This is a genomic window from Burkholderia sp. BCC1993 (genome assembly GCF_905339865.1).
Taxonomy (GTDB): Bacteria; Pseudomonadota; Gammaproteobacteria; order Burkholderiales; family Burkholderiaceae; genus Burkholderia.
In genome coordinates this window covers 175,097-192,851 of sequence record NZ_CAJPGZ010000006.1, presented here as the reverse complement: position 1 = coordinate 192,851, position 17,755 = coordinate 175,097, and the positions used below count along the sequence as shown (strand labels likewise).

Sequence of the window (17,755 nt, the reverse complement as noted above, 5' to 3'; positions counted from 1 at the left end):
TTAAATCCGACCCTGAATGCGCGGAATCAGGCCTTCAGATATTGCTCGCGCGCGCCGAGCCACCGGGCGAGATGCTGCGTGACCACATCGGGATACGCGGCGATCAGTCGCGCCGCCGCGTCGCGGGCCGGGTCGATCAGCCAGCCGTCGGTCTCGAGGTTCGCGAAGCGCAGCATCGCCGCGCCGGACTGGCGCGCGCCGAGGAATTCGCCGGGGCCGCGGATCTCGAGGTCGCGCCGCGCGATCTCGAAGCCGTCGGTCGTCTCGCGCATCGTCTTCAGCCGCTCGCGGCCGGTCAGCGACAGCGGGCCCGTGTACAGCAGCACGCACACCGACGCCGCGGTGCCGCGCCCGACGCGGCCGCGCAGCTGGTGCAGCTGCGCGAGGCCGAAGCGCTCCGCGTGCTCGATCACCATCAGCGATGCATTCGGCACGTCGACGCCGACTTCGATCACGGTCGTCGCGACGAGCAACTGCACGTCGTTGCGCGTGAAGGCCTCCATCACGGCCGCCTTGTCGGCCGGCGACAGCCGCCCGTGCACGAGCCCGACCTTCAGCTCGGGCAGCGCCGCGGCCAGCGTTTCATAGGTTTCGACGGCCGTCTGCAGCTGCAGCGTCTCGCTCTCCTCGATCAGCGGACACACCCAGTACACCTGGCGGCCGGTCAGCGCGGCCTCGCGCACGCGGGCGATCACCTCCTCGCGCCGCGCGTCGCCGACGAGGCGCGTCAGCACCGGCGTGCGGCCCGGCGGCAGTTCGTCGATCGTCGACACCTCGAGATCCGCGTAATACGTCATCGCGAGCGTGCGCGGAATCGGCGTGGCCGACATCATCAGCTGGTGCGGCTGGAAATCGCGCGCGCCGTTGGCCGCGTTCGCGGCCTTCGCGCGCAGCGCGAGACGCTGCTCGACGCCGAAGCGGTGCTGCTCGTCGACGATCACGAGGCCGAGCCGCGCGAATTCGACGGTGTCCTGGATGATCGCGTGCGTGCCGATCACGAGCTGCGCGGTGCCGAGCGCCGCGGCCTCGATCGCCGCGCGCTTGTCCTTCGCCTTCAGGCTGCCCGCGAGCCATGCGACCGTGACGCCGAGCGGTTCGAGCCATGCGCGCAGCTTGCGCGCGTGCTGCTCCGCGAGGATTTCGGTCGGCGCCATCAGCGCGGCCTGGTAGCCGGCGTCGATCGCCTGCGCGGCCGCCAGCGCCGCGACGACCGTCTTGCCGCTGCCGACGTCGCCCTGCAGCAGCCGCTGCATCGGGTGCGCGAGCGTGAGGTCGTGCGCGATCTCGTCGACGACGCGCGACTGCGCGCCCGTCAGCGTAAACGGCAGCGCCGCGTAGAGGCGCGTGGTCAGCGCGTCGGCATCGGCCGCGGCGCGGCGCGGCATCGCGGGTGCCGCGCGCGTGCGGCGCTCCTCGTGCGCGCGCTTGAGCGACAGCTGCTGCGCGAGCAGCTCCTCGAACTTGATGCGGGTCCACGCCGGATGCGAGCCGTCCATCAGCGCGGCTTCGTCGGAATCGATGGCCGGGTGGTGCAGGATGCGCACGGCCTGCGCGAGCGTCGGCACGCCGAGCGGCTTCAGGTAGTCGCGCTCGATCTCGGGCGGCAGCAGCTCGGGCAGCGGCGTGCGCTCGACCGCGTTCTCGATCGCCTTGCGCAGATACGCCTGCGACACGCCGGCCGTGCTCGGATAGACGGGCGTGAGCACCTGCGGCAGCGGCGCATCGGCCTCGACGACGCGCACGGCCGGATGCACCATCTCCATCCCGAAGAAGCCGCCGCGCACGTCGCCGCGCACGCGCAGCCGCTGGCCGACGGCCATCTGCTTGACCTGCGAGCCGTAGAAATTGAGGAAGCGCAGCACGAGGTGCTCGCCGTCGTCGTCCTGGATCTTCACGACGAGCTGCCGACGCGGCCGGTACGCGACCTCGTTGTCGAACACAACGCCTTCGGTCTGCGCGATGCCGCCCGGCAGCAGTTCGCCGATCGGCGTGAGCGTGGTTTCGTCCTCGTAGCGCATCGGCAGATGCAGCACGAGATCGATCGAGCGCGTGAGGCCGAGCTTCGCGAGCTTGTCGACGGTCTTCACGGGTTTGTCGGCGGCCGGCTTCTTCTTGCGTTTCGCACCGGATGGTCCCGCTGCGCCCGCTTCGTCGCTGCCCGCGCCCGGTTCAGCGTCGGGCGCGGCAGCGGCCGGCTGCGCGAGCCGCCCGTCGGCACCGCGCTTCGGGCCCGTGCGGCGCGGCGCGATACTGCGCGGCGGCTCGCGCTCCCCCGCGCTGCGCGCGGGTAACGCGGCATCGTCCGCGTCGAACGGATCGGCGGAATCGGCAACGGCGGCGGTGGAACGGCGTGGTGACACAGGCATCGGATCGTCTGGGTGCTTCGCAAGGCAAGTACAATAGCGGCTTTCACGTCGTCCGAACGAACGACGCCGGCCAGGCCGCGCATCCCGCCATCATAGCGGCTCGCGCACCCCATTCATGCGTTTCCGCCTTGTCGGCGGCGCCCGCCGGCCGTTTCGAACCAGCCCGCATGTTCACGCTTTCCGATTTCGATTTCAATCTGCCCCCCGAGCTGATTGCGCAAACCGCGCTGCCCGACCGCACCGCGAGCCGCCTGCTCGAGGTCGACGGCACCGTCGAGCCCGCGCGCCTCGTCGACCGCCGCTTCGCCGAGCTGCCGTCGTGCATCGCGCCCGGCGACCTGCTCGTGTTCAACGATACCAAGGTCCTGAAGGCACGCTTCTTCGGCCAGAAGGCCAGCGGCGGCAAGATCGAGGTACTGATCGAGCGCGTGACCGGCACGCACACCGCGCTCGCGCAGATCCGCGCGAGCAAGTCGCCGGGCGCCGGCACGACGCTGCGCCTCGCCGACGCGTTCGACGTGACGGTCGGCGAGCGCGTCGAGCCGTTCTTCACGCTGCATTTCCCGGCGCCGTGCCTCACGCTGATCGAGCAGCACGGCCGCCTGCCGCTGCCGCCGTACATCGAGCACGACGCCGACGCGAACGACGAGACGCGCTACCAGACCGTCTATGCGAGCAATCCGGGCGCGGTCGCCGCGCCCACGGCCGGGCTCCATTTCGACCAGCCGCTGCTCGAGAAGCTCGACGCGATGGGCGTCGAGCGCGCGACGCTGACGCTGCACGTGGGCGCCGGCACGTTCCAGCCGGTGCGCGTCGAGAACCTCGACGAGCACAGGATGCACAGCGAGTGGTACGACCTGCCGCAGTCGCTCGTCGACAAGATCGCCGCGACCCGTGCGCGCGGCGGCAACGTGATCGCGGTCGGCACGACCTCGATGCGCGCGCTCGAAGCCGCGGCGCGCAGCGCCGACGAAGCGGGCCGCCCGCTCGCCGCGACGCAGGCCGAGACCGACATCTTCATCACGCCCGGCTACGCTTTCCGGGTCGTCGACCGGCTCGTCACGAACTTTCACCTGCCGAAGTCGACACTGCTGATGCTGGTGTCGGCGTTCGCGGGCGTCGAGACGATCCGCGCCGCATACCGGCACGCGATCGACGCACGCTACCGCTTCTTCAGCTACGGCGACGCGATGCTGCTCACGCGGCGCGACACGCCGGAGGCGCCGCGCGCGTAAGCGCGGCAGGTGCGATGACGCGCCGGCCCGCGACCGCGCAGCGGCCGCTGCGCTTCGCGCTGTCGCGCGCCGCGCCGTTGTCCCCGCGCTGTTGCCCCGTTTTCCTGCGGTACGCGCTACGATGGCGCGCACCCGCTTTTCCCCGCCGCCGGGTGCCCGGCGGCGTTTCCAACATGCGCCGGACTGTTCTCCGGTGGCAAGGAGAATGACGCGATGACCGAAGGTTCATCCCACGATACGCACGCTCATCCGCACGCCCCCGTGCAGGACCGCCCCGCGAACGGGCTCGAATTCGAACTGCTGACGACCGACGGCCATGCGCGCCGCGGCCGCGTGAAGCTCAACCACGGCGTGGTCGAGACGCCGATCTTCATGCCGGTCGGCACGTACGGCACCGTGAAGGCGATCCAGCCGCGCGAGCTGCACGAGATCAAGGCCCAGATCATCCTCGGCAACACGTTCCACCTGTGGCTGCGCCCCGGCCTCGACACGATCGACGCGCACGGCGGCCTGCACGGCTTCATGGGCTGGAACAAGCCGATCCTGACCGACTCGGGCGGCTTCCAGGTGTTCTCGCTCGGCGACCTGCGCAAGATCACCGAAGACGGCGTGACGTTCGCATCGCCGATCAACGGCGACAAGCTGTTCCTGTCGCCGGAAGTGTCGATGCAGATCCAGAAGGTGCTGAACTCGGACATCGTGATGCAGTTCGACGAGTGCACGCCGTACGCGACCAACGGCGTGCCGACCACGCACAAGGAAGCGGCCGAGTCGATGCGCATGTCGCTGCGCTGGGCGAAGCGCTCGCTCGACGAGTTCGACCAGCTCGGCAACCCGAACGCCCTCTTCGGGATCGTCCAGGGCGGGATGTTCGAGGACCTGCGCGACGAATCGCTCGCGGGCCTGTCGGAGCTCGGCTTCCACGGCCTCGCGATCGGCGGGCTGTCGGTCGGCGAGCCGAAGGAAGACATGATGCGGGTGCTGCGGCACGTCGGCCCGAAGCTGCCGGCCCACAAGCCGCACTACCTGATGGGCGTCGGCACGCCGGAGGACCTGGTCGAGGGCGTCGCGAACGGCATCGACATGTTCGACTGCGTGATGCCGACCCGCAACGCGCGCAACGGCTGGCTCTTCACGCGCTTCGGCGACGTGAAGATCCGCAACGCGACGCACAAGAACTCGTTGAAGCCGCTCGACGCGAGCTGCACATGCTACACGTGCCAGAACTTCTCGCGCGGCTACCTGCACCACCTGCACCGCGTCGGCGAAATCCTCGGCGCGCAGCTCAACACGATCCACAACCTGCACTACTACCTGCAGCTGATGAGCGAGATCCGCGACGCGATCGAAACCCATACGTTCGACGCATTCCGCCAGCGCTTCGCGGAGGATCGCGCGAGAGGGGTCGACTGACGGGCCGGCGGCCCGCAGCGCGCCCGTCACATAGGACGTGTACTAAATAATGCGTTCTGAGTGCCGGTCACGACCGCCAAACATTACAATTGCCTTTCCAAACGAGTCGCAACGGTGTCGTTTCACGCTTAACAGCTTGATCCGAAAGCGCATTTGCCGAGCCGTTCGCGCATGGGGCCGGTGGTAGAATAACCGGCTTATTTTTCGATCTTCCCCTACGGAGAGACCAACGTGCCGTTCATTTCCAATGCCTTCGCGCAAGGCGCCGGTGGCGCCGAATCGAGCCTGATGAGCTTCCTGCCGCTCATCCTGATGTTCGCGGTGCTGTACTTCATCATGATCCGTCCGCAGATGAAGCGCCAGAAGGAACACCGCAACATGCTCGCGGCCATGGCGAAGGGCGACGAAGTCGTCACGAGCGGCGGCCTCGTCGGCAAGGTGACGAAGGTCACCGAAGGCTACATCGGCGTCGAAATCGCCGAAGGCACCGAAATCACCGTGCAGAAGGCTGCGGTCACGACCATTCTGCCGAAGGGCACGATCAAGTCGCTGTAAGGTTTTCACCGAGCGTCCGGCTCCCCGCGCCGTGCCCGCCTGAGAGCGCGGGCCGCCGCGGCGCCGGACGCGACGCTTTCACGCCAACCACCCGTTCGGCCCCCTCATGAATCGTTATCCACTCTGGAAATATGTCGTGATGGTCGTGGCGCTCGCCATCGGCCTTCTGTACACATTGCCCAACTTCTTCGGCGAAGCGCCGGCGGTGCAGGTGTCGAGCGGCAAGGCCACGGTCAAGCTCGACTCGACCACGCTGACCCAGGTCGAATCCGCGCTCGCGTCCGCGCAGATCACGCCGGACGACGTCACCTTCGAGAACACGGCGTCCAACGCGAACATCCGCGTGCGCCTGAAGGACACCGATACGCAGCTGCGCGTCAAGGACCTGCTGCAGAAATCGCTGAACACCGACCCGAACGATCCGCAATACGTCGTCGCACTGAACCTGCAGAGCGCGTCGCCGCGCTGGCTGACCGCGCTGCACGCACTGCCGATGTATCTCGGCCTCGACCTGCGCGGCGGTGTGCATTTCCTGCTCCAGGTCGACATGACGGGCGCGCTCACCAAGAAGCTCGACTCCGATGCGTCCGACGCCCGTTCGCTGCTGCGTGACAAGAACATCCGCGACGGCGGCGTGAGCCGCGTCGACCAGTCCGTCGTCGTCAACTTCAGCGACGCGCAAACGGCCGAAGACGCCCGCAAGGTGCTCGCCGCGTCGGTCACCGAACTGCAATGGGCGACCCAGCCCGGCGGCGGCGGCACGCAAGTCGTCGGCACGTTCACGCCGGCCGTGCAGAAGGCCGTCGAGGACGCCGCGCTGAAGCAGAACCTGACGACGCTCCACAACCGCGTGAACGAACTCGGCGTGTCCGAGCCGATCCTGCAGCAGCAGGGCAGCGACCGTATCGTCGTCGAACTGCCGGGCGTGCAGGACACCGCGAAGGCGAAGGACATCATCGGCCGCACCGCGACGCTCGAGGCGCGCCTCGCCGATCCGCTCAACACGCACCCGAACCCGAACGACCCCGTGCCGCCGGGCGAGGAGCTGTTCACGCAGGGCAACCAGGCGCCCGTGCTGCTGAAGAAGGACGTGATCTTCACCGGCGACCGCATCATCGATGCGTCGGCCGGCTTCGACGAGCACCAGCGTCCGTCGGTCAACATCCGCCTCGACTCGGCGGGCGGCCGCTCGGTGCGCGCGGTGTCGCGCGAGAACATCGGCAAGCCGATGGCGATGGTGCTGTTCGAGAAGGGCAAGGGCGAAGTGCTGACGGTCGCGACGATCCAGTCCGAACTCGGCGACCGCTTCCAGATCACGGGCCAGCCGACGCCGCAGGCGGCGGCCGACCTCGCGCTGCTGCTGCGCGCCGGTTCGCTCGCCGCACCGATGGACATCATCGAGGAACGCACGATCGGCCCGAGCCTCGGCGCGGACAACATCAAGATGGGCGTCCACTCGGTGATCTGGGGCTTCTGCGCGATCGCCGTGTTCATGATCGCGTACTACATGCTGTTCGGCGTGATCTCGGTGATCGGCCTGTCGGTGAACCTGCTGCTGCTCGTCGCGGTGCTGTCGCTGATGCAGGCGACGCTGACGCTGCCCGGTATCGCCGCTATCGCACTCGCGCTCGGCATGGCGATCGACTCGAACGTGCTGATCAACGAGCGCGTGCGTGAAGAACTGCGCGCCGGCCAGCCGCCGCAGCTCGCGATCCAGGCCGGTTACGCGCATGCGTGGGCGACGATTCTCGACTCGAACGTCACGACGCTGATCGCCGGCCTCGCGCTGCTCGCGTTCGGCTCGGGCCCGGTTCGCGCATTCGCGATCGTGCACTGCCTCGGCATCCTGACGTCGATGTTCTCCGCGGTGTTCTTCTCGCGCGGGATCGTCAACCTCTGGTACGGCGGCCGCAAGAAGCTGAAGTCGCTCGCGATCGGCCAGGTGTGGAAGCCGGAAGGCGCCACGGCCGGTGCCGCAGGTGCAGCGTTCGGCGCGGCCGACGAATCGACCGACACTGCGCGCGCCGCGAAGCTCGCTGCACCCGCGAAGGGCGACGCACCGCGCGCCGGCAAGCCGCAGCTGCGCAACCGCGCGCAGCAAGGCGTGTCGCCGAAGAAACCGGGCTCGACCCAATAAGGCCCCGGAGACGAAGCCATGGAATTTTTCCGCATCCGTAAAGACATTCCGTTCATGCGGCACGCGCTGGTGTTCAACGTGATCTCGCTGGTCACGTTCCTCGCCGCCGTGTTCTTCCTGTTCCACCGCGGGCTGCACCTGTCCGTCGAATTCACCGGCGGCACGGTGATCGAGGTCCAGTATCAGCAGGCCGCGCAGCTCGAACCCGTGCGCGACACGCTCGGCAAGCTCGGCTATGCCGATGCGCAGGTGCAGAACTTCGGCACGTCGCGCAACGTGCTGATCCGCCTGCAGCTGAAGGAAGGCCTCACGTCCGCGCAGCAGAGCGACCAGGTGATGACCGCGCTGAAGGCGCAAAGCCCCGACGTGACGCTGCAGCGCGTCGAGTTCGTCGGCCCGCAGGTCGGCCGCGAGCTTGCGACCGACGGTCTCCTCGCGCTCGCGTGCGTGGTGATCGGCATCGTGATCTACCTGTCGATCCGCTTCGAATGGAAGTACGCGGTCGCCGGCATCATCGCGAACCTGCACGACGTCGTGATCATTCTCGGCTTCTTCGCGTTCTTCCAGTGGGAGTTCTCGCTGGCGGTGCTCGCGGCCATCCTCGCGGTGCTCGGCTACTCGGTCAACGAGTCGGTCGTCATCTTCGACCGGATCCGCGAAACGTTCCGCCGCGAACGCAAGATGAGCGTGCAGGAAGTGATCAACCACGCGATCACGACCACGATGTCGCGGACGATCATCACGCACACGTCGACGGAAATGATGGTGCTGTCGATGTTCTTCTTCGGCGGCCCGACGCTGCACTACTTCGCGCTCGCGCTGACGGTCGGCATCATGTTCGGCATCTACTCGTCGGTGTTCGTCGCGGGCTCGCTCGCGATGTGGCTCGGCATCAAGCGCGAAGACCTGATCAAGGAAAAGAAGACGGCGCACGATCCGGACGATCCGAACGCGGGCGCGCAGGTTTAAGCGCCGCATCGCTTCGGCTGATACCGGAAGGCCGGTCCCTCGTGGACCGGCCTTTTTTCATGGGCGAGCCGCCGCCCTCCTCCTCCGTCGCGGCTGCACGGACCGTCGGCTACAATCGCGTCACCGTCCCGCCCCGCCACCCGCCGAAGCCGCGGTCCTCATGATGCCAGCCACGCGTGTCGTTCATCGCATCGTCGCCTGGAGTACCGGTGCAGCCGCCGCGGCTGCGTTCGTTGCATGCGCATCGGCCGCCTGCGCGCAATCCGCGTCCGCGCCGCCTGCCGTCCCGCCTGCGGCCCCATCCGCGGCCGCTGCTGCCGCCGCACCGCAACCGTCACCCTGCCCGCCCGACTGGGAACCGCAACTCTGCGAACTGAAGGCCGCGGTCGACGTGCTGAAGAAGCAGCACCTGACCGACGTCGACATCGGCGCGCTGCTCGACGCCACCGTGCACGAGGGGATCAAGACGCTGCCGCACGCGCGCTTCTTCAACGCGAAGGAGGAGCAGGAACGGCGCGACGACGAGCGCCGCGCGCGCGACGGCACGCCGGGCATCGGCATCGTGTTCGAGACGCGGCCCGACGGGCTGCACATCCTCGATGTGATCCCCGACGCGCCCGCCGAACAGGCCGGCGTGCGGCCCGACGATCTCGTCGTCGCGATGAACGACCGAAGCGTCGTCGGCATCGACAGCAGCGAGGTCGTGAAACTCGCGAAAGGCGACGCGGGCGTGCCGCTCAAGCTCACGGTCCGGCGCGGTCCGAACCACGCGACGCTGATCTTCGCGCCGGTCCGCGCGATCGTCCGGCCACACCCGGCGACGACGAAGCGGCTCGCCGGCGACATCCTGTACACGCGGCTGTCTAGCTTTCCGGAACCCGCGATCGGCAACTATATCGACGCGGTGCAGGCCGCGCGCCGCGCGGGGCCGCCGGTGAAAGGCGTGATCCTCGACCTGCGCATCAACGGCGGCGGCGCGCTGAATGCGGCGATCGGCATCACCGCGCTGTTCGCAGGGCGCGACCGTACCGCGATGGTCACGCTCGAGCGCGACGGCACGAAGCGCCGCCGCTTCACGACCAACTGGCCTGACTACGAGCTGCCGGTCATGCGCGGCCAGGATCCGCTCGCGCCGCTGCAGGCCGACGACTGGTGGCGCACCGTGCCGCTCGTGGTGCTCGTCGACGGACAGAGCGCGTCGGCCGCCGAAGCGACCGCGGCGGCACTGAAGGATCTCGGCCGCGCGCGGCTGCTCGGGATGCCGACCTACGGAAAGGGACTCGCGCAGACCGGCGTCGACCTGATCGACGGTACGCGCCTCGCTTTCACGTTCGCGCGCAACCTGCGGCCGAACGGCTGCCCGATGGACGGCTACGGCGTCGTGCCGGACTGGCTCGTGCCGCCGCGCCGCGACTCGGACGTCGACGGCGTGCTGCTGTGGTACCGCGAAGTCGATCTCGCCCGCGCGCCGTATGCGGACCGGGTCGCGCCCGATCCGTTCGCGCAGGTCCGCAAGGCGCGGCAGGCGCTGCGCGAAGCCCGCGTGCGCGCGAAGATCGACACGGCGAAAAGCGCGGCGCTGCCGCAGCGCGAATTCGGCACGGCAAGTGACTGGCAGCTTCAGCAAGCGCTGAATGCGCTTGCGCAGCGCGCGATCGCGACGGTCGAGGCGAAGCCATCGTTGATGCCGGCGAAGCCGACGTGCGAGCCGGAAGGCTAATCTGCCAATACGATTGCAGGCCTCGGCTCAATCCGGCCCGGTCATCAGGCACGACAAAACCGCCGCACCCTCGGAAAGCGGCTGACGCACCGCCAGCGTCGCCGCGACCTCACCGGAACCCGAACCGCCGCCGCAACACCACCAGCGCCGCGAGGCTCAGCACGGCCGCGAACATCAGGTAGAAGCTCGGCGCGGTCTTCATCCCGGTCGCGCGGATCAGCCACGCGATGATGAACGGCCCGAAGCCGCCGAAGATCGTCACCGCGACGTTATAGGCGAGCGACATCCCGGTCGTGCGCGTCTGCACCGGAAACACTTCGGACAGCAGCCCCGGCAGCGCCGCGAAATAGCCGGTCATCAGGAACGCAAGCAGCACCTGCAGCGCGATCAGCGTGCCGAAGCCCGGATGCGCGACGAGATACGCGAACGCCGGATAGATCAGCACGAGAATGCCGACGGCCGGCGCGAGCATCACGCGCACGCGGCCGTAACGATCCGACCAGTGACCGACGAGCGGCGCGAACGCCATCTGGATCACGCCGACGACGAGGATCGCCGCGAACGCGGCCGACGGCGCGAGGCCGAGCTGCTTCACGCCGTAGGTCGGCATGAACAGCACGAGATAGGTCGCGACGGTGCCGAGCACCACCACGCCCATCGCGGCGACGAGCCGCGCCTTGTGCGACGCGAACGTGTCGCGCAGCGGGCTCGCGGTGCTTTCCGCCGCGAGGAATTCGGGCGTCTCGTCGACCTTCGAGCGGATGTAGTACGCGACGGGCCCGAGCAGCAGTCCGAAGAAGAACGGGATGCGCCAGCCCCACGCGGCCATCTGCTCGGCCGTGAGCTGCGCGTTCAGCACGGTGCCGAAGCCTGCCGCGAGCAGCGTCGTGAGCCCCTGGCTCGCGACCTGCCAGCTCGCGAAGAAACCGCGCCGCCCGGGCACATGCTCGGCCAGGAACGCGGTCGCGCTGCCGAATTCGCCGCCCGCCGAAAAGCCCTGCATCAATCGCGCGGCGACGAGGATCAGCGGCGCCGCGACGCCGATCGTCTGGTAGGTCGGCAGTACCGCGATGACCAGCGTGCCGGCCATCATCAGCAGGATCGACAACGTGAGCGCGGCCTTGCGGCCCGCGCGGTCGGCGTACGCACCGAGCACGATCGCGCCGAGCGGGCGCATGAAGAACGACACGCCGAACGTGCCGAGCGTGAGCAGCAGCGACACGGTGTCGTTGCCGGCCGGAAAGAACAGCTTCGAGATCGTCACCGCGAAGAAGCCGTAGACGACGAGGTCGAACCACTCGAGCGCGTTGCCGATCGACGCGGCGACCACCGCGCGCCATACGCGCGACGACGAAGCAATGGCGCTGGACTGCGTGACGGCGTGCATCGGCGATCTCCTTGTCGTTGTACGTTCTGTCCGACGCGTCCGTTCTCGCGCCGCGAGCTGTGCGGACGATTATAGGCGCGCAAAAAAAACCGCCGCGCCCCCGCAGAACGGAAGCGCGGCGGCTGGCACGCGACGGGCCGGCGAGCGTGACGCGGCGGCCGGCCCGGCCGGGCGCGTTACTGCTGCTTGACGGCTTCGGCCGTGATCAGCAGCTTCGTCTTCATCTTGAAGCCGTACTGCTTGCCGTAGTCGAGGCCGAAATCGTCGCGGCTGAATTCGCCGACCGCGTCGACACCGCACACTTCACGCTTGAGCATCGGATGCGGCATGCACTTGAACGAATCGATCTTCAGCGTGAGCGGCTTCGTGACGCCGTGCAGCGTCAGGTTGCCGACCACCGACACCGGCTTGTCGCCGTCGAACTTGATGGTGCCCTTGTAGTTCGCCTGCGGGAACTTGGAGACGTCGAAGAACTCGGCCGTCTGCAGGTGCTCGTCGAGCTTCGCGCTGCCCGTCTGGATCGACGCGACGTCGGTCGTCACGTCGACCGTGCCGGTCTTCGCCGCGCGGTCGAGCGTCACGCTGCCGCTCGACTTGTCGAACTTGCCGCGCCAGACCGACAGGCCGCCGAAGTGGTCGGCCTCGAAGCTCGGGTACGTGTGGCTCGGGTCGAACTGGTACGTCGCGCTGTCGGCGAATGCCGAGAACGACAGCGAGGCGGCCAGCGCGCCCGCGGCGATGATCAGATGCTTTTTCAAATGCTTTCTCCTTGGAACAGCGCCGCGCCCTCGCGCGGCATTCGGGGTGATGCGACAGCCCGCCGCTTACTTCGTGGCGACGAGATGGAACTTGATCTGCACTTCGTCGGCGACGATCGACGTGTCCTTCCACTCGCCGGTGCCGACGTTGAATGCCGAACGCTTGATCGGCAGCACGCCGTCGAAGGTCTGCGTCGCGCCGCTCTGCGTGACCGTGACGGGCACGGTGACGGTCTCGGACTTGCCCTTGATCGTCAGCTTGCCGGTCACGTTGTACTTGTTGCCGCCGGCCGGCGCGATCGCCGACGACGCGAAGGTCGCCTGCGGATACGCCTTCGCGTCGAACCAGTCCTTGCCCGCGACCTGGTCGTTGTACATCTTGTCGCCGATATCGAAGCTCGCGATGTCGATCGACATTTGCGCGCTGCCCTGCGCCGCCTTCGCGGGGTCGAACTTCACCTGCGCGGCGAACTTCTTGAATGCGCCTTCGGTCGGCACGTTCATCTGCTTCGACACGGCGGACACCTTGCTCTTCGAGAGATCGACGTCGGCATGCGCCGCGGCCGACGCGACAAGTGACACCGCGGCGAACGCGGTCAGCATGGAGCGGGAGAAAGACACTTTCATGGGATCCTTCATTTGGCAGAGGGGAGCATCCGCGACAGCAGGCCGTCGCGGTCCAACAACTGGTGCTTGAGCGCCGCGAGCACGTGCATGGCGACGAGCGCAAGCAGAATGTAATTCAAGGACACGTGCAGCGTCTTGAAGGTTTCCTTCAGCACCGGATCGGGATCGATCAGGCGCGGCAGCGGCACGATGCCGAGGTAGACGACCGGGATGTTCGACGCCGAGCTGTACAGGTAGCCCGTTACCGGAATCACGATCATCAGCACGTACAGCAGCATGTGCACGCCGTGCGACACCGCGCGCTGCCACGCCGGCGTGTCGCCCGGCAGCGGCGGCGGCACATGGGTCGCGCGCCACAGCACGCGCACGACGGCCAGTGCGAACACCGTCACGCCGATCCACTTGTGCCACGAGAAGTACTTCAGCTTCGTCGGCGTGAAGCCGGGGATGTCGGTCATGACCCAGCCGAGTGCGAAGCCGCAGACGATCAGCAGCGCGATCAGCCAGTGCAGCGCGATCGCGGTGTGCGCGTAGCGTACCGGCACGGCCGGCGGCGATTTCGATACCATCTTGGATTCCTCAGTTGAGCGAACGGCTGCGCCGGCCCATTCGTCCGACGCTTGTCAAGGGCGCCATGCTACCGCAACCTTTTGTCGCGCGCGGACTCTGAGGACAGGCGCGCCAGCCGGCTGTCATGTTCGCGCCATGTTACCGACCGGTCACCCGGCAACCGGGCGTTGACACGTCGAAAAAGCCGTTTTGGTAAGATTGGCGCGGGTTCCGGCCCCCGTCGACGCGTCCCCCGCCCGTCGCACAACCGCTTTTCCCATGCAACGACACGACCTGATTGCCTGCCACGAATGCGACGCACTGTTGCATAAACCGCACCTCGCGCGCCGCGAAATCGCACGCTGCCCGCGGTGCGACGCGCTGCTCTATCGCGACAGCACCACGCAGATCGAGCGAATCAGCGCGCTGGCGGTCGCGGCGCTCGTCACGTTCATCATCGCGCAGGCGTTCCCGATCCTCGAAATGGACCTGAACGGCACCCGCGTGCAGACGACGCTGATCGGCGCGATCGACGCGCTGTGGCATCAGGACATGGAGATCGTCGGCGTGATGGTGTTCTGTTCGACCGTGCTGTTCCCGCTCGTCGAGATGGCCGCGCTGCTTTACGTGCTGCTGCCGATACGGCGTGGCGTCGTGCCGCCGGGCCTGAACTTCGTGCTGCGCATGATCCAGTTCGTGCGGCCATGGGGGATGATCGAGGTGTTCATGCTCGGGATCCTCGTGACGATCGTGAAGATGGTGAGCCTCGCGCGCGTCGTGCCCGACGCGGCGCTGTTCGCGTTCGCCGCACTCACGCTGATGACCGCCGTCGTGCTGATGTTCGATCCGCGCACGCTGTGGGACATGGCCGACGACCTGCGCGCCGGGCGCTCGCCCGCGCGGCCCGACAACACCGCGCTGCGGCCGGAAGCCCCCCGCCGATGACGACGCCGACCGCCGCCCGCGAGGGCTACGCCAGCTGCCACGCATGCGGGCTCGTGCAGACGATCGACCATCCGCACGCGCATTGCGCGCGCTGCGGCAGCACGCTGCACATCCGCAAGCCGAACAGCATCATGCGTACGTGGGCGCTGCTGATCGCGGCCGCGATCCTCTATATCCCGGCGAACCTGCTGCCGATCCTGCACACGTCGTCGATCGTCGGCTCGCAGGAAGACACGATCATGAGCGGCGTCATCTATTTCTGGACGTCCGGCGACTGGCCGCTCGCGGTCGTCGTGTTCGTCGCCAGCATCCTCGTGCCGATGCTCAAGCTCGGCGTGCTGACGATCCTCGTCAGCAGCGCGCAGCGGCGCGCCACGTGGCGGCCGCTGCAGCGCACGCGCCTGTTCAGGATCGTCGAGCGGATCGGCCGCTGGTCGATGCTCGACATCTTCGTCGTGACGCTCACCGTCGCGCTCGTCCATTTCCGTTCGCTCGCCGTCATCACGGCCGGCCCCGGCGCGCTCGCGTTCGGCTCGGTCGTGATCCTGACGATGCTCGCGTCGATGCAGTTCGATCCCCGCCTGATCTGGGATCCAGTCGAAACCTCAGGGAAACACCATGAATAGTCCGCAAGGCCCGCAGCACGATGCGTCCCGGCCGCCCGATCCGGCGATCTCGACGAAAAGCGGCTGGCTGCCGTCGCTCGTCTGGCTCGTGCCGCTGATCGCCGCGCTGATCGGCATCGGCCTCGTGATCAAGTCCGTGCGCGAGCGCGGCCCGGAAATCTCGATCAGCTTCCACAGCGCGGAAGGCCTCGAGCCGGGCAAGACGCAGGTCAGGTACAAGGATGTCGAGATCGGCATGGTCAAGACGATCAAGCTGTCGAAAGACCTGTCGCGCGTGCTGGTGCAGGTGCAGCTGAAGAAGGAAGCCGAGGACTTCGCGATCAAGGGCTCGCGCTTCTGGATCGTGCGTCCGCGCATCGGCGCGACCGGCGTGTCGGGGCTCGGCACGCTGCTGTCGGGCGCGTACATCGGCGTCGACGCCGGCCACGGCCAGGACACGCAGACCGACTTCACCGGCCTCGAGACGCCGCCGCCCGTGACCGGCGACCAGAAGGGCACGCAGTACGTGCTGCGCGGCGATTCGCTCGGCTCGGTCGACATCGGCTCGCCCGTCTACTATCGTCGCGTGCAGGTCGGCCAGGTGGTCGGCTTCTCGCTCGACAAGGACGGCACCGGCGTCACGTTCAACGTGTTCGTCAATGCGCCGTACAACCAGTACGTCGGCGTGAACTCGCGCTGGTGGCAAGCGAGCGGCGTCGACCTGCGGCTCGATTCGAGCGGCCTGAAGCTGAACACGCAGTCGCTCGCGACGGTGATCCTCGGCGGCATCGCATTCCAGACGCCGCCGAACCAGGACAGCGGCGCGACGGCGCCGAACAACACGACCTTCCGCCTCGGCTCCGACGAGACCGACGCGATGCGCGATCCGGACGGCCAGCCGCTGCAGGTCGTGATGAACTTCAACCAGTCGCTGCGCGGGCTCGCGGTCGGTGCGCCGGTCGACTTCCGCGGCATCGTGCTCGGCGAAGTCACGAACATCGGCATCGACTTCGATCCGAAGACCAAGAACTTCCTGATGCCGGTGACGATGAACGTGTATCCGGAGCGGCTCGGACCGCGCTTCCGCGAAACGATCGCGAGCAAGGGCGAACCGGCCCGCCGCGAGATCGTCGAGCGCCTGGTCCAGCACGGGCTGCGCGGCCAGTTGCGTACGGGCAACCTGCTGACGAGCCAGCTGTACGTCGCGCTCGACTTCTTCCCGAAGGCGCCGGCCGTGAAGATCGACACCGCGCGCCAGCCGCTCGAGCTGCCGACCGTGCCGAACACGCTCGACGAACTGCAGCTGCAGGTCGCCGACATCGCGAAGAAGCTCGACAAGGTGCCGTTCGACCAGATCGGCGCGAACCTGAACAGCGCGCTGTCGAATGCAGACAAGCTGTTCAAGCAGCTCGACACGCAGGTCGCGCCGGAAGCGCGCGACACGCTGTCGGCCGCGCGGCAGACCTTCTCGACCGCCGAGGTGACGCTGCAGCAGGATTCGCCGCTGCAGTCCGACGTGCGCGGTGCGCTGAAGGAACTCACGCGCACGCTGCAATCGCTGAACGCGCTCGCCGACTATCTGGAGCGCCATCCCGAATCGCTGCTCAAGGGCAAATCAGGAGATCGATAATGACGACGACACGCGTGAACGTCCTCGCGAGCGGCGCGGCGGCAGTGTTCGCCGCGCTCGCGCTCGCCGCGTGCAGCTCGCCGCCCGCGCGGTTCTATACGCTGAGCCCGGCCGACGCCGCGGCACCCGTGCGCACCGCACCCGCCAACCCGCCGTTCCTGATCGAGGTGCCGTCCGTCGGTGTGCCCGAACAGGTCGCGAAGAACCAGCTCGTCGTGCAGAAGAACGCCGCGCAGGTCGACGTGCTCGAGCAGGAACGCTGGGCCGCGCCGCCCGCCGACGAGATCCGCCGCGCGCTGTCCGACGACCTCGCCGCGCAGCTCGGCACGATCGACGTCGCGAATTCCGCGTATCCGGCCGGCGTGCCCGTCTATCGGATCAGCGTGAACGTGCAGCGCTTCGAGTCGTGGCCCGGCAAGCGTGCGGCAATCGATGCGGTGTGGAGCGTGCGCGCGGTCGGCACACAGGCGCTGATGACCTGCCGCACGAGCGTCGCGGAACCGGTCGCCGACGGCTACGACGCGCTCGTCGCCGGTCACCGGCGCGCGCTCGACGTGATTGCATCGCAGGCCGCGTCCGGCGTGCGCGCGCTCGCCGCACGGCGCGGCTCGACGGCTGCCTCGGCCCCATCGACGGCTGCGTCCGGCAAGGCAGCGGCCGCCGCGCCCGTCATGCCCTGCCCGGCCAATCCGACGCCCGGCGGCGACGCGGGCGCGAGCGGCAAGTCCGGCGCGTAAGCACGGCGCGCGGGCCGGCGTCCGATGGCTGCGCGCCTGCGACCGGATTCGGCACGCGCCGCCCGATAGTCCTCACCGGCATCGATCCGCGTGCGCGCGCCGCCACGCACGCGAACCCGCCG

At 68.1% G+C, this 17,755-nt stretch carries 15 protein-coding genes; 10 read left to right on the top strand and 5 right to left on the bottom strand.

Annotation, left to right across the window (positions count from 1 at the left end):
• Positions 1-26: 26 nt before the first annotated feature.
• Positions 27-2,366, bottom strand: coding sequence for an ATP-dependent DNA helicase RecG (gene recG / locus U4Y91_RS11830; protein ID WP_321805212.1), 2,340 nt, complete (start codon positions 2,364-2,366; stop codon positions 27-29).
• Between the two features lie 167 nt (positions 2,367-2,533).
• Between recG and queA the strand changes: the two genes are divergently transcribed.
• From queA to U4Y91_RS11800, 6 genes are all read left to right on the top strand, one after another.
• Complete coding sequence (gene queA, locus U4Y91_RS11825) at positions 2,534-3,601, top strand: tRNA preQ1(34) S-adenosylmethionine ribosyltransferase-isomerase QueA (RefSeq protein WP_321805211.1); 1,068 nt, start codon at positions 2,534-2,536, stop codon at positions 3,599-3,601.
• Between the two features lie 213 nt (positions 3,602-3,814).
• Complete coding sequence (gene tgt / locus U4Y91_RS11820) at positions 3,815-5,014, top strand: tRNA guanosine(34) transglycosylase Tgt (protein ID WP_321805210.1); 1,200 nt, start codon at positions 3,815-3,817, stop codon at positions 5,012-5,014.
• A 231-nt stretch (positions 5,015-5,245) separates the two neighbouring features.
• Complete coding sequence (gene yajC, locus U4Y91_RS11815; protein ID WP_006476868.1) at positions 5,246-5,569, top strand: preprotein translocase subunit YajC; 324 nt, start codon at positions 5,246-5,248, stop codon at positions 5,567-5,569.
• A 106-nt stretch (positions 5,570-5,675) separates the two neighbouring features.
• Entirely contained in the window at positions 5,676-7,706 is a 2,031-nt protein-coding gene (gene secD, locus U4Y91_RS11810; protein ID WP_321805209.1) for a protein translocase subunit SecD, read from the top strand.
• Positions 7,707-7,724: 18 nt separating this feature from the next.
• A complete protein-coding gene (gene secF / locus U4Y91_RS11805) occupies positions 7,725-8,675 on the top strand; it encodes a protein translocase subunit SecF (RefSeq protein ID WP_044844020.1) in 951 nt (316 codons plus the stop codon).
• Between the two features lie 160 nt (positions 8,676-8,835).
• On the top strand, positions 8,836-10,395 hold the full coding sequence (locus U4Y91_RS11800) for a S41 family peptidase (RefSeq protein WP_321805208.1): 1,560 nt from the start codon (positions 8,836-8,838) through the stop codon (positions 10,393-10,395).
• Positions 10,396-10,504: 109 nt separating this feature from the next.
• Here the strand turns inward: U4Y91_RS11800 and U4Y91_RS11795 are convergent, their stop codons facing one another.
• The 4 genes from U4Y91_RS11795 to U4Y91_RS11780 form a co-directional block, all read right to left on the bottom strand.
• Positions 10,505-11,782: an MFS transporter gene (locus U4Y91_RS11795; RefSeq protein WP_321805207.1), complete on the bottom strand. Its 1,278-nt coding sequence runs from the start codon at positions 11,780-11,782 to the stop codon at positions 10,505-10,507.
• Between the two features lie 176 nt (positions 11,783-11,958).
• Complete coding sequence (locus U4Y91_RS11790; RefSeq protein ID WP_044844018.1) at positions 11,959-12,540, bottom strand: YceI family protein; 582 nt, start codon at positions 12,538-12,540, stop codon at positions 11,959-11,961.
• Between the two features lie 66 nt (positions 12,541-12,606).
• Positions 12,607-13,167: a YceI family protein gene (locus U4Y91_RS11785; protein WP_321805206.1), complete on the bottom strand. Its 561-nt coding sequence runs from the start codon at positions 13,165-13,167 to the stop codon at positions 12,607-12,609.
• Between the two features lie 8 nt (positions 13,168-13,175).
• The gene (locus tag U4Y91_RS11780; protein ID WP_321805205.1) at positions 13,176-13,736 is read right to left on the bottom strand and encodes a cytochrome b; all 561 of its coding nucleotides are present in this window, start codon (positions 13,734-13,736) and stop codon (positions 13,176-13,178) included.
• A gap of 259 nt (positions 13,737-13,995) precedes the next feature.
• Between U4Y91_RS11780 and U4Y91_RS11775 the strand changes: the two genes are divergently transcribed.
• Genes U4Y91_RS11775 through U4Y91_RS11760 form a run of 4 tightly spaced genes read left to right on the top strand, consistent with a single transcriptional unit; the run spans position 13,996 to position 17,633 of the window.
• Entirely contained in the window at positions 13,996-14,661 is a 666-nt protein-coding gene (locus U4Y91_RS11775; RefSeq protein WP_321805204.1) for a paraquat-inducible protein A, read from the top strand.
• Positions 14,658-15,287, top strand: coding sequence for a paraquat-inducible protein A (locus U4Y91_RS11770; RefSeq protein ID WP_321805203.1), 630 nt, complete (start codon positions 14,658-14,660; stop codon positions 15,285-15,287). The genes U4Y91_RS11775 and U4Y91_RS11770 overlap by 4 nt, the downstream gene beginning before the upstream one ends.
• Complete coding sequence (locus U4Y91_RS11765) at positions 15,280-16,896, top strand: intermembrane transport protein PqiB (RefSeq protein ID WP_321805202.1); 1,617 nt, start codon at positions 15,280-15,282, stop codon at positions 16,894-16,896. The genes U4Y91_RS11770 and U4Y91_RS11765 overlap by 8 nt, the downstream gene beginning before the upstream one ends.
• A complete protein-coding gene (locus tag U4Y91_RS11760; protein ID WP_321805201.1) occupies positions 16,896-17,633 on the top strand; it encodes a PqiC family protein in 738 nt (245 codons plus the stop codon). Before U4Y91_RS11765 ends, U4Y91_RS11760 begins: the two co-directional genes overlap by 1 nt.
• Positions 17,634-17,755 lie beyond the last annotated feature (122 nt).